Raw genomic sequence first — 18248 nt, forward strand, 5'->3', positions numbered from 1 at the left:
TCGTTTTACGCTAATTATGTCAGGGAGCTAACATGCTTAGTTTGTCTAAAAACTATAAAATATTTATAACATTGCTGAGTCTGGTGCTATCTGTTTGCTTTTCTGTCGCTCAGGCTGGTGGTGTAGGGCTGGGAGCAACACGCCTGATTTTTTCATCTCAAAATAAACAGGCTTCACTTTCCATCAATAATACAGATGATAAAAATGTATTTTTAATCAAGTCCTGGGTAGAAGACAAGGAGGGTAAAGTTACCAGTGACTTTTTAGTGACGCCTCCTCTTTTCCTGATTAAGCAGAAAAGAGAAAATATATTGAGGGTTATGTCAGTAAATAAATATCTCGCTACTGACCGTGAAACCGTGTACTGGTTGAATGTCAAGGCCATTCCATCACGTCAAAAGGATACTGACAGCGAGCAGAAAAATGCATTGCAGCTAGCAATACAGTCGAGGATTAAGCTTTTTTATCGGCCTGTTAACCTTCAGGGTGATCCTATGACTGCTTATAAAGAACTGACGTTTTCTCGTGTCGGTAACGTGCTGACAGTAAAAAACCCTACGCCTTACTATGTTAACCTTGTCAATATTAAATCAGGCGATAAGAAGTTTGCGCAGATGATAGCCCCCAAATCGTCGGAGCCGCTAAATGTTGATTTACATGGTAGTAATACAATCAGCTTTCAGGCGATTAATGATTATGGTGCTACCATGCCAGTACGCTCTGCTAATATAAATTAATTTTCGTTTGGCATGGAATGGCCAGGGGGCAATTGTGCACTTTTACGATTTTCGAAAGTTAACAAAATCAAAAATAAAAAGAATCGCTGTTCTGGTTTTTTTATCCTGTTACTCAGGGGTAGGCTCTGCGGGAGAATATAACTTTGATCCCTCTTTTTTATCAGATAACCCGGAAGATGTTGCCGATTTAGCGCGTTTCAATAAAGGCCTAAGCGCCGCGCCTGGCAGTTACCATGTTGATGTTTATGTCAATGGAACGGCTGTTGGTGCACGAAATATTAATTTTTTTGAAAAAGAACGCACTAATGCACCTTCTGAACTTAGTCCTTGTCTGAATATGGAAAAGCTGCGTGACTTCAATATAAATATCGAATCACTGGAAAAACTGATTAAAAATGAAGTTGAACGTCATGCAAAATGCGTCGATATTGCACGATATATTCCTGAGTCCAGTGCCGATTTTGATGTGGAGCATTTACGACTCGATCTGAAAATACCTCAGGCGATGATGAACCGTAATGCGCGCGGATATATTCCTCCTTCCCAGTGGGATGAGGGTATCCCTGCCGCACTGTTAAGTTACGCATTCACTGGTTCCAATTCCCGTGGTGATGACACTAAAAATGACAGCTATTTTTTACGTCTGAATAGTGGTCTTAACGTCGGATCATGGCGTCTGTACGATCAGTCCAGTTTTACCTACTCAAAATCCCGTTATGGAGATGCGACGCGAGACTGGAACCATATGCAGACTTATCTGCAGCGCGCCATCATTCCGTGGGATTCTCAACTGACAGTCGGTGATACTTATACCTCATCCGAAATTTTTGACTCTGTTAGCGTTCGAGGGATCACACTTGCCACTGATGAGTCAATGCAGCCTGACAGCTTGCGCGGTTTTGCGCCTGTCATTCGCGGCATTGCTAATGGCGATTCGCAGGTTACACTCAGGCAGAACGGCAACGTTATTTATCAGTCTTACGTGCCTTCCGGTCCGTTTGAGATTAACGATCTCTATCCTACCGGCTCCAGCGGCGATATCGAGGTCACTGTAAAAGAGAAAAATGGCAACGTTCGCACTTATACAGTGCCTTTTGCTTCAGTGCCAAAACTTCAGCGTGAAGGGCATCTGAATTATTCCATCATGGCCGGACGTTTCCGGAGTACGGATGGAAATCAGTCAGAGCCATATATGACTCAGGCGTCACTACTCTGGGGGTGGCGAAACGGGATAACACTTTATGGTGGCAGTCAGGTTGCAGAGCGTTATCTTGCTTTCACAGCCGGTGCAGGTAAAAACCTTGGCTTTCTTGGTGCAATTTCGATAGATGCGACGCAGGCTAATAGTAAGATTGCCGATGGCACTCGTCATAGCGGGCAGTCTTTCCGTTTTCTCTATGCTAAATCGCTAAATGAACTAGGCACTCGCTTTGAACTATTAGGCTATCGTTATTCAACCCGCGGTTTTTATACGCTGGCGGAAACCACGCGCGAAAATATGTCAGGCGGCGTGACACACGACAGTGATGGCAATCTCGACTATTCCGGCTATTACAACCTTTATAATAATAAACGTAGCCGTGTTCAGCTTTCGCTGACTCAACAGTTGGGGCGTAACTATTCAGTCTATGCCAGCGGTAGCGATCAAAGCTACTGGAATACGGACGGCAAGACGCGTCTGCTGCAGCTTGGTTTTACCGGCATGGTAAAAGACGTCAGCTATAACCTGAATTACAGCTATAACAAAAATACCTGGAGCAGCGAAGCCGATCGCGTCTTTAACTTCTCTGTTTCATTGCCTATAGGCAAGTGGTTATCAGGAAACCGAGCCAGCAACAGTAACCTCGACTCAATGAAGGCTACGTACGGTCTTTATAATGATGGAGAAGGGAATATGACGAATACGGCTGGGTTATACGGCACCATGCTGGCTGATAAAAACCTGTCATATAACATGCAGATGGGCACTGTTAACCGTGGCAATGGCAGTACCGGTAGTCTCAATCTTGATTACTACGGTCGCTATGGACAGGTTAATGCGGGATATAGCTCCAGCCAGGATACTCACCGTGTGAACTACGGTGTGCAGGGCGGTATGGTGCTCCATCAGGATGGTCTGACACTTTCTCAACCTTTAGGTAAAACCAACGTTCTGGTGAAAGCGCCGGGCGTTAAAGATGCGGCCATTCAGAATAAAACCGGTGTGCGAACCGACTGGCGCGGCTACACCGTGGTGCCTTATGTCACTAACTATCGCCTTAATCGTATCAGTCTGGACGTAAATTCTCTTGCAGCGGATAGCGAGATTGATAACTCAGTGGTTTCAGTGGTGCCGACCGCGGGTGCATTAGTGAGGGCGGAGTTTAAAACCCACATCGGTCAGCGCGCCCTGATTACCCTGACGAATAATGGCAAGCCGTTACCGTTCGGAACCACTGTTGTGGTGATGCAGGAAGGTGATGAAGAGAGCACCGGAATCGTGGGGGATAGCGGACAGGTTTATCTTTCCGGGCTGCAACCCTCAGGAATGCTGGAAGCGGTGTGGGGGACATCGGCAAACAGTCGCTGCAGAATTCCATATCAACTGCCACAAACAAAAACGCAGCAGGATATTGTTTATCTGAAGGCCCGTTGTAACTGAGTCTGGCTAATAATAGACGGGCGCTGACAAGGATATTAAATGAAAAAATTAATTAATTATTTTACTTCATTATTGTATTTCCAGATGCTTTTATTTCCTCACGTCTCTCAGGCAGCATTAACAAATGTAGTCCCTGCGGGAGGGGTAGGCACTGTTACAATAACTTTTCCGGCTGTAACTGTAATGAAAGATGCACCAGTAGGAACTGTGCTATCGACGCAGACGGTCTATACCGGATTAAAATCATTTTTAACCACATCATCCGGCACGTTAGGTTTCCTTTTCTCATGCGAGACTGACACCTGCCCAACCGGTGTTGAGGGCATCAGCTATAAGCTGAGCGCCAGTAGTGACACTTTTCTTTGGCCTCATACTTTTACTAATGTGCCGGGAGGAATTGGCTGGATGTGGGGTACCGCGGGAATGAGCGTTGTTGTTGAGCTTTATAAGTCTGGTGAGAAAACAGTCTCTGGTACCATTCAGCCGCAATCTATTGGTAAATACAATGTGCAGATGGAAGAGGATGCTACACCACAAACACTTGCCGAAATCGTCTTGTCTGGAGCCGTTCAGGTTACAGCACTTGGATGTAGCCTGTCTTCATCCGATAATCTGAACGTAGATCTGGGTAATGTGCCGTCACGTAATTTCAGCGGTATTGGTTCTACATCCGGAGCCAAAGATTTTAATGTCAATCTCGAATGTGATGCTGGTACCAACGTTAATGTCAACATGAGCGGTACACAAAGTGCCGACTCGACTGATAGCAGCGTGCTGGCGCTAACCAGCGCGGGCAGCACAGGCGTTTCGAGTGGTATCGGCGTGCAGGTTCTCTACAACGGAACTCCGCTGGCACTCAACAGCGATGTGGTATTGGGAACGTCTGTTGCAGGTGGGGCGACCACGTATACTTTTTCTGCTCGTTATATTCAAACGCTCTCGAAAATTACGGCGGGAACCGCAAATACGATTGCCACGCTCAATATTAGTTACGAGTAGTCAGGAGCCGGTTAATGATACTTAACAGAATATTTGCATTAATAGCTATCCTCGTTTCCGGAAGTGCCCTGAGTGCCAGTGAAGTAACGGTCAACATTAATGGCAATATTTCCTCAAATACCTGCGAAGTCGACACAGCTTCATCGAAACTGACTGTTCCGATGGGAATGATCGCCACCAGTACCTTTTCGCAGACAGGTGCAGCAAGTCCATCTGTACCTTTCGATATTAAACTGGTCGATTGTGGTGCGGACGCTTCCAGCGTGTCGGTAACATTTACCGGAACGGGCGACTCGACAAACAGCGATCTGGTGGCTGTTGCAAGCGGTGGTGCAACTGGCCTGGGGATTGCACTTTATGATTATCAGGGCAAACAAATTGCAGTAAATAAGGTAAGTAACGCTGTCACGCTGACTGCTAACGCGGACAACACGCTAAATTTTAGCGCTGCCTATGTCTCGACTGCATCAAACGTGACGGCCGGATCCGCGGATGGCAGCGTGACTTTTTCGTTAACTTATGAATAGCATTGTGCGGACAGAAGGTTTTAGTGCTTAAAGCAGGGCGTAGTACGTCCTGTTTTTTCAAATAATGTCGTCACTCGTATCTCAGGACTTAATCGCCTGATCCAGCCAGGCCTGGAATCGCGAATAGGGCACATAGAGCGCAACGTTCTTGTAGAGCGTCTTACCGGTGACATTGTCATCGATGTTATTGCTGTAGCCCACAATTACCCCCGCCAGCGTATCGTCAGAGGCGTTATAAACCGCACCGCCTGACATGCCTTTCACCACACCTGCATTCGCCGCCACGACGACGCAGTCCGGCTTATTCCAGCGGTTTGCCAGCGTGGTATTAATCAGATTCTGCCCGCTCGAGCTGACCGGCATGGCCGAAATGAAACTGTAACCGTAGAGATTTACCTGGTCGCCGATATGACTGTTGCGGAAGCTGGGTGGCAGGTTTATTTCGCTGTTTTTGTGGTAGACCACCGCCAGATCGCATTGCGGATGCCAGGCTTTGACGCGGTAAAGTGAAAACTTCGCCACGTGCGCGGCGGTCAGGCTGTACTCCGGCGTCAGCGGGATAGTAGTTCCAAGCGTGCCAAAACCCAGCACGGTGGGAATGCCGGTCACGGTCATATCAACCCGTTTTTCAGCTTCTTTACTGTACTCATAATGACCTACCGAGCAACCGGTTAAGCCAAAAACCATTAAGGCTATGAGTCGTTGCATTCTCTCTCCCTGCGTCAGAAGTTGATTACATCACCTGGCAATTGATTATGTATATATCGGCAACGTTAAAGATTTATTAACTAATTCCGCATTAAAAAGCGTAACCGGTTAACGAAAAATGACAACCTGACCGTGGGATATTGGGCCTGTGCAGGCTTTGCCTTCAGGCCGGAGGCGAAAGATTTTTCCCCTGAGCGGCAGGATTATTGCGGTGGCGGCAATAATCCTTTGCTGCATGCAGGCTATGTCGCAAATCAGCGCTGTGCTGTAATACTCAATGTGACGCAGATCAAATTCTAATAGGCGTCGAGGGGCTGTGCGTCTGTGCGGTTCACCTGCAAATAAAACCGGGAGAGTGTTATGCCTGTAGCATTAATGGCGCTGGCGTTAAGTGCGTTCGCCATCGGAACTACCGAATTTGTCATTATGGGGTTGCTGCCGGAGGTGGCGCGTGACCTTCAGGTGTCGATTCCGTCGGCGGGCTGGCTGATCAGCGGCTATGCGCTGGGAGTGGCGATAGGAGCGCCGATAATGGCGATGCTCACCGCCAGACTGCCGCGCAAAAAAACGCTGATTCTGCTGATGGTGATCTTTATTGTCGGCAATCTGCTGTGTGCGCTGGCTTACAACTATAACCTGCTGATGCTGGCGCGAATCGTCACCGCGCTTTGTCATGGTGCTTTCTTTGGTATTGGCGCGGTGGTTGCCGCCAGCCTGGTGCCGGCGGGTCGTCAGGCTTCCGCTGTGGCGCTGATGTTTACCGGGCTGACTCTGGCTAACGTGCTGGGCGTTCCGCTGGGAACCAGCTTCGGACAGATGTTTGGCTGGCGCGCCACGTTCTGGGGCGTAGCGGTGATCGGCGTGCTGGCGTTTATCGCCCTGATTGTGAGTCTGCCCAACAATAGAGAGGAGAAGCCGGTTCATCTGGCGAGTGAAATCGGTGCGCTGGCCAACGGGAAGCTCTGGCTCTCGCTGCTGATGACGGTGTTCTTTGCCGCGGCGATGTTTGCACTGTTCAGTTACATTGCGCCGCTTCTGTTAGAGGTAACGGGCATCAGCGATCGGGGTGTCAGCTGGACGCTGTTCCTGATTGGCGCGGGCCTGACGGTGGGTAATATCCTTGGCGGCAAACTGGCCGACTGGAAAGTCTCCTTCAGTCTGATCCTCAGCTTCTCTCTGATCGCCATCTTCTCGCTGCTGTTCAGCTGGACCAGCCATGCGCTGTGGCTGGCGGAGCTCACTCTGTTCCTGTGGGCGATGGCGACTTTCGCGACAGTACCGGGTCTGCAGATCAATGTGGTCCGTCACGGTAAAGAGGCCCCGAACCTGGTCTCAACCCTGAACATTTCAGCGTTTAACGTCGGTAATGCGCTGGGTGCCTGGTTCGGCGGGGCGGTCATTGGTCGTGGTTTTGGCCTGACGGCCGTGCCGGTTGCCGCGGCTGCGCTGGCCGTTATTGGCCTGCTGATCTGCCTGATTACCTTCCGTAAATCGGGCAGCGCAGCCGCCAGCGTTCGCGCTTAAGCCAGGCGGGCGGCAATACGTGCAGGAAAGTCAGCCACCTGCTGTTGCAGATGGCTGACAAAAGCATCGACCAGTGCCGACGCGGGGCGGTGCTGCGGCCTCACCAGGCTGACGGTAAACGGCACCGTCACGCTGAATTTTCGCATCACCACACCGCTGTCGGCGTAATCCAGCGCCGTCAGCGGATTCACAATCGAGACCCCCACGCCCGCTCTGACCATCGCGCACACCGACGCGGCGCTGTGCGTCTCCATCACCAGCCGCCGTTCGACGCCCTGTTCCTGAAACAGCGCATCCAGCAACTGACGATAGCTGTCGCTGCGCGACAGACTCACATATTTTTCGCCCGCAAAATCGTGCGGCGTCAGTTCTGCACGCTGACTCAGAGGATGATGCTGCGGCAATACGCACACTTCATCACAGGTCAGCAGGGCGAGGCGGTCAGTCCCGGCCGGAGCATGCTGGGTTTCGGTTAAGCCGATATCGTAGCGCTGGGCTGACAGCCACTCCTCCAGCAGCGGCGACTCCTGCGGAATCACATTCAGGCTTACATCCGGGTAGCGCTGTAAAAAGGGCTGACACAGCGGAGGCAGCAGCGACTGCGAAAAAACCGGCAGGCAGGCGATCGACAGCTCACCCTGACGAAACTGACGCAACCCTTCTGCCGCTTCCATAATGCGATCCAGCCCATACCAGGAGCGCTGCACCTCTTCAAACAAACGTAACCCCTGCACGGTCGGTTGCAGGCGACCGCGTACCCGCCCGAAGAGCGCTAATCCCAGCTGCTGCTCCAGTCGCGCCAACTCACGGCTTACGGTCGGCTGTGAGGTATGCAGCAGCGTAGCAGCCTGGGTCAGGTTGCCGCTGGTCATCACCGCATGAAAGATCTCAATATGTCGCCAGTTAATGTTCGCCACGCTGCCTTCCTATATCCATTCTGAATAGATGCTATTAAAACAGATATTTTTCGCTATGGCATGATTCTGGCTTAATGCAGTTATTGCCACAGGAGAATTGCTATGCCACGTTCCTTACAGAGTACCGACACCGCCCTCAACGCCGCTAACCTGCTGCCGCTGGCACGCCGTTATGCCGGGCCATTCTGGGCTTATGATGCGCAGATTATTCAGGCGCGTATTGCTCAGTTGCAGGCGTTTGATGTGGTGCGCTTTGCGCAGAAAGCCTGCTCAAATATTCATATCCTGCGCCTGATGCGCGCAGCGGGTGTAAAAGTGGATTCGGTATCGCTGGGTGAGATAGAACGTGCGCTGGCTGCTGGCTACCAGCCTGGCGGTGACGAGATCGTCTTTACCGCGGATCTGTTTGATCAGCCGACACTGGCGCGGGTTACCGCGTTGAAGGTGCCGGTCAATGCCGGTTCGATTGATATGCTGCATCAGCTCGGTGCGGTGTCACCGGGACATGCGGTGTGGCTGCGAGTGAATCCAGGCTTCGGTCACGGTCATAGCCAGAAAACCAACACCGGCGGTGAAAACAGCAAGCACGGTATCTGGCACGGCGATTTAGCCGAGGCGCTGGCAGCGATTCAGCAGCACGGCCTGAAGCTGGTGGGCATTCACATGCATATCGGCTCAGGCGTCGATTATGCGCATCTGCAGCAGGTCAGTGATGCGATGGTGGGGCTGGTGATGGCATCGGGTCAGGATCTGACTGCGATATCCGCAGGCGGCGGTCTTTCTATCCCTTATCGCTACGGTGAAGAGGCGATCGATACCGATCACTACTTTGGACTGTGGGACGCGGCACGTCTGCGTATCGCTCAGCATCTGGGTCATGCGGTTAAACTGGAGATTGAACCGGGCCGTTTCCTGGTGGCCGAAGCGGGCGTGCTGGTGTCGCAGGTGCGGGCAGTGAAGTCGATGGGCAGCCGTCACTTCGTGCTGGTCGATGCTGGTTTCAGTGACCTGATGCGCCCCTCCATGTATGGCAGCTATCACCATATCTCGCTGATGGCAGGCGATGAACGGGCGATTGATGAGCAGCAGACCATCAACACGGTGGTTGCGGGGCCGCTATGCGAATCGGGCGATGTCTTCACCCAGCTAGAGGGCGGCATGGTTGAACCGCGCGCGATTCCGGCGGCAAAAGTGGGCGATTATCTGGTGTTCCACGACACTGGCGCTTACGGCGCATCCATGTCTTCTAATTACAACAGCCGTCCACTGATCCCGGAAGTGCTGTTTGAACAGGGCCAGCCGCGCGAAATCCGTCGCGCGCAGACAATTGAGTCGTTGCTGGCGCTGGAAATCAATTAACCCATGAAAATCGTCCCGCTCAGCGATGTGCCGCAGTTTGCCGATCAGATCATCGACTGGCAGTGGCGCGCTTTTGGTGAAGCCAGTAGCCGGGCGTTCTTCGCCAGCGTAGTGAACAGCAGCCTGGCTGGCGCTGATTTTCCGGTGACGTTTGTCGCCGTGGAGGCGGGCAGGGCAATCGGCACGGTGGGATTCTGGCGCTGCGATCTGATCAGCCGTCAGGATCTCTATCCGTGGCTGGCGGCGCTCTATGTGGATGAGTCGGCGCGCGGCAAAGGGGTCAGTGAGGCGCTGCAGCAGCACGTCATTGCTTATGCACAGGCTCGCGGCTATCCACGGCTGTGGTTGTGGTCAACGTTTGGGGGATATTATGAACGGTCTGGCTGGCTGCCGCAGGGAGAGGCGCTGGAGTACCCCGATAAGCCGGTAAAGCTCTATTATCGTGACCTGTGAGAGAGGCCAGCCGCCCCTGCGGCAGCTGGCAACAGAGTGCTTATGGCGCAGGATAGGTGTAACGGCGGTGGATCGCCTCAATACCTTCCAGAATCTCTGCATTTAAGGTCAGATTGAAGCTGTCGATGTTAATCTGCAACTGCTCAAGCGTCGTGGCGCCCAGCAGCGTGCTGGCCACAAACGGCTGCTGACGCACATAGGCGAGCGCCATCTGCGACGGGTCAATCTGATGCTGTTGCGCTAACGCCACATATTCGGCAATCGCTTTCTGTGACTGCTCGCCGCTATAGCGGGTAAAACGGCTGAACAGGGTATTACGTGCGCCCGCAGGCTGCGCTCCGTTCAGATATTTGCCGCTCAGCGTACCAAACGCCAGGCTTGAATACGCCAGCAGCTCTACGCCTTCATGCTGGCTGATTTCGGCCAGACCCACTTCAAAGCTGCGGTTCAGCAGGCTGTAGGGATTCTGAATGCTGATAATGCGCGGCAGTTCATGCTTCTCCGCCAGCTGCAGGTAGCGCATCACGCCCCACGCGGTTTCGTTCGACACGCCGATATAACGGATTTTACCGGCGCGCACCTGCTCAGTCAGCGCTTCCAGCGTCTCCAGCAGCGTCACCTGCGCTGTGGTCTCGCTGTACTGATAGCCCAGCTTGCCAAAATAGTTAGTCTGGCGCTGAGGCCAGTGCAGCTGGTAGAGATCAAGGTAGTCGGTGTTCAGGCGTTTCAGGCTGGCATCGAGTGCAGCACGGATGTTTTTACGGTCAAGTGCCATATCCGGGCGAATCGACGCATCATTACCGCGTGACGGACCCGCCACTTTACTGGCCAGAATGATTTTGTCGCGGCTGCCGCGCTGTTTAAGCCAGCTGCCAATATATTGTTCGGTCAGACCCTGGGTTTCCGGGCGCGGTGGCACCGGATACATTTCGGCGGTATCAATAAAGTTGATGCCGGAACGGATAGCCAAATCCAGCTGAGCATGGGCGTCGGCTTCGCTGTTCTGTTCGCCAAACGTCATAGTGCCCAACCCCAGCTGACTCACTTCCAGCGTGCTGTGGGGAATACGATGATAGTGCATTGCCAGCTTCCTTTTTTTATGGAATGGAATGTTGTGTCCTCAGGGACTATAGCGCGAGCAACGGCGAGGAAGGAAGGGGGAAAAGTCGGGGAAATCACCTGCCAGCGCGGAATCGGTGGCAGGTAATTAAATCGGGCACTTAACGTTCAATGATCGTTGAAACCTCATCGCTGTTAATCTGCACCTCGTGACCCGTCTGGTCGGTGTACTGCACCAGGCCGGTCTCTTTATCAATGCTCGGCTTTCCCTCAGTCATGATCATCCGGCCATCTTTGGTCGCCATGACATAATCAGAACTACATCCACTCAGGAACGCTGCGGTTACCATCACCATTGCTACGCCTGCCCACCCTTTCATCACGCTTCTTCCTCACAAATCGTTAAGTGCAAAAAGTGTAGTAATAAATGGTTTTGCCGGCAGGGTTAATCGTAGGATTCTGAAAATAACCGGGCGAGCCTCCTCGCCCTTGACTTTATCAGGCGTGCTTTTTCTTGCTGCGCATCAGGTTAAGGCACTCAACCGCCATGGAGAAGAACATAGCAAAATAAATGTAACCTTTTGGTACGTGAACCGCGAAGCTCTCCAGAATCAGGGTAAAACCGACCAGAATCAGGAAGGAGAGGGCCAGCATTTTCACTGACGGATGGCGTTCTACAAACTCACCAATAGCGCGTGCCGCAAACATCATCATCAGTACTGCAATGACCACTGCCGCCATCATAATAAACAGATGATCGGAGAGACCGATGGCGGTAATCACGGAGTCGAGGCTGAAAATAATGTCGAGCATCATGATCTGCACTATCGCACCAAGAAACGAATGAACGCGGGTGTTGTGCTCGCCTTCGCTGCCTTCAATCGTTTCATGGATCTCCATGCTCGATTTCCACAGCAGGAAAAGACCGCCAAAAAGCAGAATCAAATCACGCGCCGAGAACGCATGATCCATCAGCGTAAACAGCGGATTAGTCAGACGGGCGACCCATGCGATGGAAGCCAGCAGGCCAAGACGCATTAACATCGCCCCCATCAGACCAATGCGGCGTGCACTGGCTTGCTGGTGTTTTGGTAGTTTAGCGACCACCAGCGACAGGAAAATAATGTTATCAATACCCAGCACCACCTCAAGGATGGTCAGGGTGCCCAGCGCCAGCCAGGCGTTGGGATCGGAAATCCACTCAAACATACCGGCATTCAATCCTAAACGAAAAGTAAACGGCGATTATACGCATTGAATTCGCCAATCTCCCACAAAATTGCGACGCTGGTCGCGCAGGGTAAGCGATTTACAGGAGAAAATGGCGCGCCAGCAGGGGACCGGTGAAGCTCTTCTTCAGGTAGAAGCCGCGCGGCAGTGTCATGATGGGCTGGCCCTGATCGCCAATTCCCTCGGTCAGTGCCTTACTGTTGGCGGCTTTGGGCCGGATTTGCAGCCAGGCACCATGCCGCGCGGTAATCTGCTCAACGCGCCCCAGCACGATCATATCCATCAGTTCTTCCCAGTCCTGACGCAACATCTCATCTTCTTCCGCATTCGGGCTCCATAACAGCGGCGCACCGACACGACGTTCCCGCAGCGGAATTTCACGCCCACCTTCAACCGGGATCCACAACACCCGCGCCAGCTTGTGACGCACATGGCTGGTGAGCCAGGTCACGCCGCTGTTACCGGTCAGCGGTGCGACACAGACAAAGGTCGTTTCCAGCGGTTTACCCTGTGCATCAATCGGGATGGTTTTCAGTTCGATACCCAGATGGGCAAAGTCCTGTTCCGCTTTGCTGCCCGCGCTCGCCCCAAGGTGCCACTCCAGCAGCATGCCGACCCAGCCTTTATCGCGTTTAAGATCCACAGGCATGGGCAGACCGGCACGTGCAGCCAGGGTTTCCATAGGTAATCCGGCTAAATCCTGCGCGCGTGCCAGCAGGCTGGCTTCATCTTCGGGTGGTCCTGGTGGATAACGCATGTTGATAACTCACAATGATTAAAATTTGTACAGGTGCGGATAAGTAAGTTGTCCCGCTAAAATGAATCGTGTCCGGGCTCGATAATAACATGATAGATCATGCTTTTTTGAGTGGATTGGCCTTGCGCTATCGGCGATGAGCCAGGGTTATCCCAGCTTACCCGCAACAATGAACAGGATCTCCAGCCCGGTTATCCACAGAAAAGTGGGATAACCCCCTTATCTTTGCAGTACTGGTTCCATTTACAGCCTTGACTTTTCGTTATCTGAGCATAATTTCACCGCTCTGACCTAACGATGAGCGATTATCTGTGGATAAAAAGCGATGTGATTATAATTTAATCAATTGTATGTGGGCGTAAAAATATTCGCTGTTTATAGAAAGCTTCTGAAGCAGGACTTTTCATTAATTTCCTTTATAATCAAACAAATAATAAATTAACTCTTTTCGGCTCTCCCGGGTGCGATGGCGGGGTTATTCAGTTAACTCCCGCGTTCTGCACAAAGCTATCCACAGAAAAGGTGAATAAGATCGATATTTTTTGCGGTTTTTGTTTATAACTTTGCCCTTTTCTGTGAGTTATCCCGCTATTAATGGCTCAACCCCCCATGAATCCAGTGGTTTACCGCCTGTAAGGAGTGTGAAACAATCAGGCCATTCAAATTTTGCTTTGAGGTAGTCCGGTGATCGATGATGATGGCTACCGCCCGAATGTTGGTATCGTAATCTGTAACCGGCAGGGACAAGTGTTATGGGCCAGGCGCTTTGGACAGCATTCCTGGCAATTTCCTCAGGGAGGCATCAATCCCGGTGAAACCGCAGAACAGGCGATGTATCGCGAACTGTTCGAAGAGGTTGGATTACACAGGAAAGATGTTCGAATACTTGCCTCTACCCGTAACTGGTTACGTTACAAGTTGCCAAAACGTTTGGTGCGTTGGGACACAAAGCCGGTATGTATCGGCCAGAAACAAAAGTGGTTTCTTCTGCAGTTAATGTGTAATGACGCGGATATCAATGTGCAGCACAGCAGCACGCCGGAATTTGACGGCTGGCGCTGGGTCAGTTTCTGGTATCCGGTGCGTCAGGTTGTCTCCTTTAAGCGCGATGTCTATCGTCGGGTAATGAAGGAATTCGCTGGCGTGGTGATGTCTATGCAGGAGAGTGCGGGGCAGCGAAATAATCCTGCCCATCGACGTAAGAGAGGATAGGCCACGCCCTTTATGCTCACTCAGTTGCGCGAAATTGTAGAAAAAGTGGCGAGTGCACCGCGTCTCAATGAAGCACTCGACATCCTGGTCAATGAGATCTGTCTGGCGATGGATACGGAAGTCTGTTCTGTTTACCTCGCCGATCACGATCGTCGCTGCTATTACCTGATGGCGACGCGCGGCCTCAAAAAACCGCGTGGCCGCACCGTGACACTGGCGTTTGACGAAGGTATCGTCGGTTTAGTGGGCCGTCTGGCCGAACCGATTAACCTTGCTGACGCCCAGAGTCACCCCAGCTTTAAATATATCCCCGCAGTCAAAGAGGAGCGTTATCGCTCCTTCCTCGGCGTGCCCATTATCAGCCGCCGCCAGCTTCTTGGCGTGCTGGTGGTGCAGCAGCGCGAACATCGTCAGTTTGATGAAAGCGAAGAGTCATTCCTGGTTACGCTCGCCACTCAGATGGCGGCGCTGCTGTCGCAGTCTCAGATGGGCCAGCTATTTGGTCAGTTCCGGCAGACGCGGGTGCGCGCGATTGCGGCAGCGCCCGGTGTAGCAGTGGCACCCGGCTGGGTCGATGAGACGCAGCCTCTGCTCGATCAGGTTTCGGCCGCCTCAACGCTGGATGTGCAGCGTGAACGTGAGCGTCTGTCGCTTGCCATGAGCGAAGCGGCCAGTGAATTCCGCCGATTCAGCAAACGCTTCAGCGCCAGCGCCCAGAAAGAGAGCGCGGCCATTTTCGATCTCTACTCTCACCTGTTAACCGATGCCCGGCTGAAGAAAGGTCTGTTCGACGAGATCGAGCGCGGATCGGTCGCGGAGTGGGCCGTGAAACAGGTGATCGAGAAGTTTGCTGAACAGTTCGCCAGCCTGACTGACAACTATCTGCGTGAACGCGCAGGCGATCTGCGGGTGCTGGGTCAGCGTCTGCTGTTTCACCTCGATGATACCCTGGTCGGCACCAATGCCTGGCCGGAACGCTTTGTGCTGGTCGCCGATGAGCTGACCGCCACCACCTTAGCGGAGCTGCCGCAGGAGCGGCTGGCGGGTGTGGTCGTGCGTGACGGCGCGGCTAACTCCCACGCGGCGATTCTGACCCGCGCCATGGGCATTCCAACGGTGATGGGCGCTGACATCCAGCCTCATCAGCTCAACAAACGCCTGCTGATCGTTGATGGCTATCGCGGTGAGCTGCTGATCGATCCCGAGCCGGTGCTGGTGCAGGAGTATCAGCGTCTGATCAGCGAAGAGAACGCGCTGAGCAAAATGGCGGAAGGCGTGGTCGATCAGCCGGGTGAGCTGAAAAGTGGCGAACGCGTTCAGGTGATGCTGAATGCCGGATTAAGCCCGGAACATGAACAGGCGCTGGGCAGCTGGGTCGATGGCATCGGTCTCTACCGCACCGAAATCCCGTTTATGCTGCAGAACGGCTTCCCGTCGGAAGAGGAGCAGGTGGCGCAGTATCAGGGCATGTTGCAGCTATTCCACAACAAGCCGGTAACGCTGCGAACGCTGGATGTGGGGGCAGACAAACAGCTGCCCTACATGCCAATCAGTGAAGAGAACCCCTGCCTGGGCTGGCGTGGCATCCGCCTGACGCTCGACCAGCCGGAAATTTTTCTGGTGCAGGTGCGCGCGATGCTGCGCGCCAATGCTGCCTCCGGTAACCTCAGTATCCTGCTGCCGATGATCAGTCATATCGACGAGATTGACGACGCAAAGCAGCTGATTGAGCGCGCCGGACGCGAGGTTGAAGAGATGCTGGGCTATGCGATCCCCACGCCCCGTATCGGCATCATGATCGAAGTGCCGTCGATGCTGTTTATGATCCCGCATCTGGCGTCACGGGTCGATTTTGTCTCGGTCGGCACCAACGACCTGACGCAGTATCTGCTGGCGGTGGATCGCAACAACACCCGCGTCGCGAATCTGTACGACTCGCTGCATCCGGCGATGCTGCGCGCACTGAATGCGATTGCGCAGGAAGCCCGCCTGGCCAATCTGGAATTGTGCCTGTGTGGTGAAATGGCGGGCGATCCGATGTGCGTCGCGCTGCTGATAGGCCTGGGGTATCACCATCTCAGCATGAATGGTAAAAACGTACCGCGCGTTAAGTACCTGTTGCGTCATCTGGATCATGAAGAGGTACAGAAGCTCAGCGAGCAGGGAATGAATGCCGACACTGCCACCGAAGTTCGCCATCTGGTCTCGGCCTTTATGGAGCGGCGCGGATTAGGTGGTTTGATTCGCGGCGGTCGCTAAACGCTGAAGCAGGCTTTACGCGTTATCCGCGTTTACATTTGCAAGACAATTCACAAAACCGGCTGTGCTATGATGCGCAGCCTTAATTTATGTGCCTGACAACGCCCCTTTTCAGGGTTGAAAAATAGACGGTGAATGATGAATAACGGCTATATTGCATTTCCGCAGTTCGATCCGGTGATCTTCTCGATCGGACCGGTTTCGCTGCACTGGTACGGTCTGATGTATCTGGTGGGCTTTGTTTTCGCCATGTGGCTGGCGGTACGCCGTGCTAACAAACCTGGCAGCGGCTGGAAAAAAGAGGAAGTTGAGAACCTGCTGTACGCCGGTTTTCTGGGCGTCTTCCTGGGCGGCCGTATCGGCTATGTCCTGTTCTACAACTTACCGCTGTTCCTGGAAAATCCTCTCTATCTGTTCAAAGTCTGGGATGGCGGCATGTCGTTCCACGGTGGCCTGATCGGGGTGATTGTGGTGATGCTGATCTTTGCCCGCCGCACTAAACGTAATTTCTTCCAGGTTTCGGATTTCATTGCGCCGCTGATCCCGTTTGGTCTGGGTGCCGGTCGTCTCGGCAACTTCATTAACGGCGAGCTGTGGGGACGTGTCGATCCGGGCTTCCGTTACGCCATGCTGTTCCCTGGCTCCCGCAGCGAAGATGTCGCGCTGGCCGCCACCAATCCGCAATATCAGGAACTGCTTAACACCTACGGCGTACTGCCTCGTCATGCTTCGCAGCTCTATGAACTGGCGCTGGAAGGTGTGGTGCTGTTTATCATTCTGAACCTGTTTATTCGCAAGCCGCGCCCGATGGGCAGCGTCTCTGGCCTGTTCCTGATTGGCTACGGTGCCTTCCGTATCATCGTTGAGTTCTTCCGCCAGCCGGATGCCCAGCTTGGCCTGTTTGAAGGCGGAATCAGTATGGGACAGATCCTCTCTGTGCCGATGATTGTTGCCGGTATTATTATGATGATCTGGGCGTATCGTCGTCGCCCGCAGCCACAATTTCGTGAGGAAAAATGAAACAGTATCTGGATTTAATGCAACATGTGCTGCACGAAGGCACACCAAAAGCTGACCGTACTGGCACCGGTACGCTTTCAATTTTTGGTCACCAGATGCGTTTCAATCTGCAGGATGGTTTTCCGCTGGTCACCACCAAGAAATGCCATATCCGCTCCATTATTCATGAGCTGCTGTGGTTCCTGAAAGGTGACACTAACATCGGTTATCTTAAGGAAAACAACGTCTCCATCTGGGACGAGTGGGCTGATGAGAATGGCGATCTTGGCCCGGTGTATGGCAAACAGTGGCGCAGCTGGGGAACGGCCAGCGGTCAGGAAATTGACCAGTTAAGCCAGGTGATCGAGCAGCTAAAGCGCGATCCTGACTCACGTCGGATTATCGTTTCTGCCTGGAACGTCGGCGAACTCAGCGAGATGGCGCTGGCTCCCTGCCATGCCTTCTTCCAGTTCTATGTGGCGGATGGCAAGCTCTCCTGCCAGCTTTATCAGCGCTCGTGCGACATCTTCCTGGGTCTGCCGTTTAACATCGCCAGCTATGCGCTGTTGGTGCATATGGTGGCGCAGCAGTGCGATCTGCAGGTAGGTGACTTCGTCTGGACTGGCGGTGATACACACCTCTACAGCAACCATCTGGAGCAGGCACGCCTGCAGCTGACTCGCGAGCCGCGTCCGTTGCCAAAGCTTAAGATCAAACGCAAACCGGCGTCACTGTTTGACTATCAGTTCGACGATTTCGAGATTGAAGGCTACGATCCGCATCCCGCGATCAAAGCGCCTGTCGCTATCTGATTCGCGATAAAAGATAACGCCCTGGCAACGTCGCCGGGGCTTTTTTTTGCCTGCA

At 52.9% G+C, this 18248-nt stretch carries 17 protein-coding genes; 11 read left to right on the top strand and 6 right to left on the bottom strand.

What is annotated here, in order from left to right; translation table 11 throughout:
• The first annotated feature begins 32 nt into the window (after nt 1-32).
• Genes F3I44_RS05985 through F3I44_RS06000 form a run of 4 tightly spaced genes read left to right on the top strand, consistent with a single transcriptional unit; the run spans nt 33 to nt 4904 of the window.
• Nucleotides 33-737, top strand: coding sequence for a molecular chaperone (locus F3I44_RS05985; protein ID WP_150019345.1), 705 nt, complete (start codon nt 33-35; stop codon nt 735-737).
• Nucleotides 738-771: 34 nt separating this feature from the next.
• A complete protein-coding gene (locus F3I44_RS05990) occupies nt 772-3378 on the top strand; it encodes a fimbria/pilus outer membrane usher protein (RefSeq protein WP_150014128.1) in 2607 nt (868 codons plus the stop codon).
• 39 nt (nt 3379-3417) lie between these two features.
• Nucleotides 3418-4377, top strand: coding sequence for a fimbrial protein (locus tag F3I44_RS05995; RefSeq protein ID WP_150014126.1), 960 nt, complete (start codon nt 3418-3420; stop codon nt 4375-4377).
• A gap of 14 nt (nt 4378-4391) precedes the next feature.
• Nucleotides 4392-4904 (top strand): fimbrial protein, encoded by a 513-nt coding sequence (locus tag F3I44_RS06000; protein WP_150014124.1) that lies wholly within the window; start codon nt 4392-4394, stop codon nt 4902-4904.
• An 81-nt stretch (nt 4905-4985) separates the two neighbouring features.
• On the opposite strand, the gene F3I44_RS06005 is transcribed toward F3I44_RS06000, so the two are convergent.
• Nucleotides 4986-5612: a serine protease gene (locus F3I44_RS06005; protein ID WP_150014122.1), complete on the bottom strand. Its 627-nt coding sequence runs from the start codon at nt 5610-5612 to the stop codon at nt 4986-4988.
• Nucleotides 5613-5972: 360 nt separating this feature from the next.
• On the opposite strand from F3I44_RS06005, the gene F3I44_RS06010 reads away from it, so the two are divergent.
• The gene (locus F3I44_RS06010) at nt 5973-7136 is read left to right on the top strand and encodes an MFS transporter (RefSeq protein ID WP_150014120.1); all 1164 of its coding nucleotides are present in this window, start codon (nt 5973-5975) and stop codon (nt 7134-7136) included.
• Here the strand turns inward: F3I44_RS06010 and F3I44_RS06015 are convergent.
• Nucleotides 7133-8053, bottom strand: a complete 921-nt coding sequence (locus F3I44_RS06015) for a LysR family transcriptional regulator (protein WP_150014118.1) — start codon at nt 8051-8053, stop codon at nt 7133-7135. The two genes, F3I44_RS06010 and F3I44_RS06015, sit on opposite strands and share 4 nt — an antisense overlap.
• Before the next feature lie 102 nt (nt 8054-8155).
• Here F3I44_RS06015 and lysA point away from each other — a divergent pair, with 102 nt between their 5' ends.
• Both lysA and F3I44_RS06025 read left to right on the top strand, forming a co-directional pair.
• A complete protein-coding gene (gene lysA, locus F3I44_RS06020) occupies nt 8156-9412 on the top strand; it encodes a diaminopimelate decarboxylase (protein WP_150014116.1) in 1257 nt (418 codons plus the stop codon).
• 3 nt (nt 9413-9415) lie between these two features.
• Nucleotides 9416-9865: a GNAT family N-acetyltransferase gene (locus F3I44_RS06025; protein WP_150014114.1), complete on the top strand. Its 450-nt coding sequence runs from the start codon at nt 9416-9418 to the stop codon at nt 9863-9865.
• 40 nt (nt 9866-9905) lie between these two features.
• Here F3I44_RS06025 and F3I44_RS06030 read toward each other — a convergent pair whose 3' ends face one another.
• The 4 genes from F3I44_RS06030 to mutH form a co-directional block, all read right to left on the bottom strand.
• Complete coding sequence (locus F3I44_RS06030; protein WP_061063274.1) at nt 9906-10946, bottom strand: NADP(H)-dependent aldo-keto reductase; 1041 nt, start codon at nt 10944-10946, stop codon at nt 9906-9908.
• A gap of 139 nt (nt 10947-11085) precedes the next feature.
• Entirely contained in the window at nt 11086-11304 is a 219-nt protein-coding gene (locus F3I44_RS06035) for a YgdI/YgdR family lipoprotein (protein ID WP_150014112.1), read from the bottom strand.
• Nucleotides 11305-11422: 118 nt separating this feature from the next.
• Complete coding sequence (locus tag F3I44_RS06040; protein WP_003853954.1) at nt 11423-12133, bottom strand: TerC family protein; 711 nt, start codon at nt 12131-12133, stop codon at nt 11423-11425.
• Nucleotides 12134-12233: 100 nt separating this feature from the next.
• On the bottom strand, nt 12234-12911 hold the full coding sequence (gene mutH, locus F3I44_RS06045; RefSeq protein ID WP_150014110.1) for a DNA mismatch repair endonuclease MutH: 678 nt from the start codon (nt 12909-12911) through the stop codon (nt 12234-12236).
• Nucleotides 12912-13595: 684 nt separating this feature from the next.
• Between mutH and rppH the strand changes: the two genes are divergently transcribed.
• The 4 genes from rppH (at nt 13596) to thyA (ending at nt 18193) form a co-directional block, all read left to right on the top strand.
• Nucleotides 13596-14123: an RNA pyrophosphohydrolase gene (rppH, locus tag F3I44_RS06055; protein ID WP_009087042.1), complete on the top strand. Its 528-nt coding sequence runs from the start codon at nt 13596-13598 to the stop codon at nt 14121-14123.
• A gap of 12 nt (nt 14124-14135) precedes the next feature.
• Nucleotides 14136-16382, top strand: a complete 2247-nt coding sequence (gene ptsP, locus F3I44_RS06060; protein WP_150014107.1) for a phosphoenolpyruvate--protein phosphotransferase — start codon at nt 14136-14138, stop codon at nt 16380-16382.
• A 138-nt stretch (nt 16383-16520) separates the two neighbouring features.
• Nucleotides 16521-17402 carry a prolipoprotein diacylglyceryl transferase gene (lgt, locus tag F3I44_RS06065; RefSeq protein ID WP_150014228.1) on the top strand — a complete coding sequence of 294 codons (882 nt, stop codon included), beginning with the start codon at nt 16521-16523 and terminating at the stop codon, nt 17400-17402.
• Nucleotides 17399-18193, top strand: coding sequence for a thymidylate synthase (thyA, locus tag F3I44_RS06070; protein ID WP_150014105.1), 795 nt, complete (start codon nt 17399-17401; stop codon nt 18191-18193). The genes lgt and thyA overlap by 4 nt, the downstream gene beginning before the upstream one ends.
• The last annotated feature ends 55 nt before the right edge of the window (nt 18194-18248 follow it).

Origin of the sequence: Pantoea sp. F_5 (assembly GCF_008631595.1) — a bacterium.
Classification (GTDB): Bacteria; Pseudomonadota; Gammaproteobacteria; order Enterobacterales; family Enterobacteriaceae; genus Pantoea; species Pantoea gossypiicola.

Coding starts and splice junctions, on each gene's coding strand:
- F3I44_RS06035 (WP_150014112.1), bottom strand. CDS start 11,304: ATGAAAGGGTGGGCAGGCGTAGCAATGGTGATGGTAACCGCAGCGTTC.
- thyA (WP_150014105.1), top strand. CDS start 17,399: ATGAAACAGTATCTGGATTTAATGCAACATGTGCTGCACGAAGGCACA.
- F3I44_RS06000 (WP_150014124.1), top strand. CDS start 4,392: ATGATACTTAACAGAATATTTGCATTAATAGCTATCCTCGTTTCCGGA.
- lysA (WP_150014116.1), top strand. CDS start 8,156: ATGCCACGTTCCTTACAGAGTACCGACACCGCCCTCAACGCCGCTAAC.
- F3I44_RS06025 (WP_150014114.1), top strand. CDS start 9,416: ATGAAAATCGTCCCGCTCAGCGATGTGCCGCAGTTTGCCGATCAGATC.
- ptsP (WP_150014107.1), top strand. CDS start 14,136: ATGCTCACTCAGTTGCGCGAAATTGTAGAAAAAGTGGCGAGTGCACCG.
- F3I44_RS06005 (WP_150014122.1), bottom strand. CDS start 5,612: ATGCAACGACTCATAGCCTTAATGGTTTTTGGCTTAACCGGTTGCTCG.
- mutH (WP_150014110.1), bottom strand. CDS start 12,911: ATGCGTTATCCACCAGGACCACCCGAAGATGAAGCCAGCCTGCTGGCA.
- F3I44_RS06010 (WP_150014120.1), top strand. CDS start 5,973: ATGCCTGTAGCATTAATGGCGCTGGCGTTAAGTGCGTTCGCCATCGGA.
- lgt (WP_150014228.1), top strand. CDS start 16,521: ATGAATAACGGCTATATTGCATTTCCGCAGTTCGATCCGGTGATCTTC.
- F3I44_RS05985 (WP_150019345.1), top strand. CDS start 33: ATGCTTAGTTTGTCTAAAAACTATAAAATATTTATAACATTGCTGAGT.
- F3I44_RS05995 (WP_150014126.1), top strand. CDS start 3,418: ATGAAAAAATTAATTAATTATTTTACTTCATTATTGTATTTCCAGATG.
- F3I44_RS06040 (WP_003853954.1), bottom strand. CDS start 12,133: ATGTTTGAGTGGATTTCCGATCCCAACGCCTGGCTGGCGCTGGGCACC.
- F3I44_RS06030 (WP_061063274.1), bottom strand. CDS start 10,946: ATGCACTATCATCGTATTCCCCACAGCACGCTGGAAGTGAGTCAGCTG.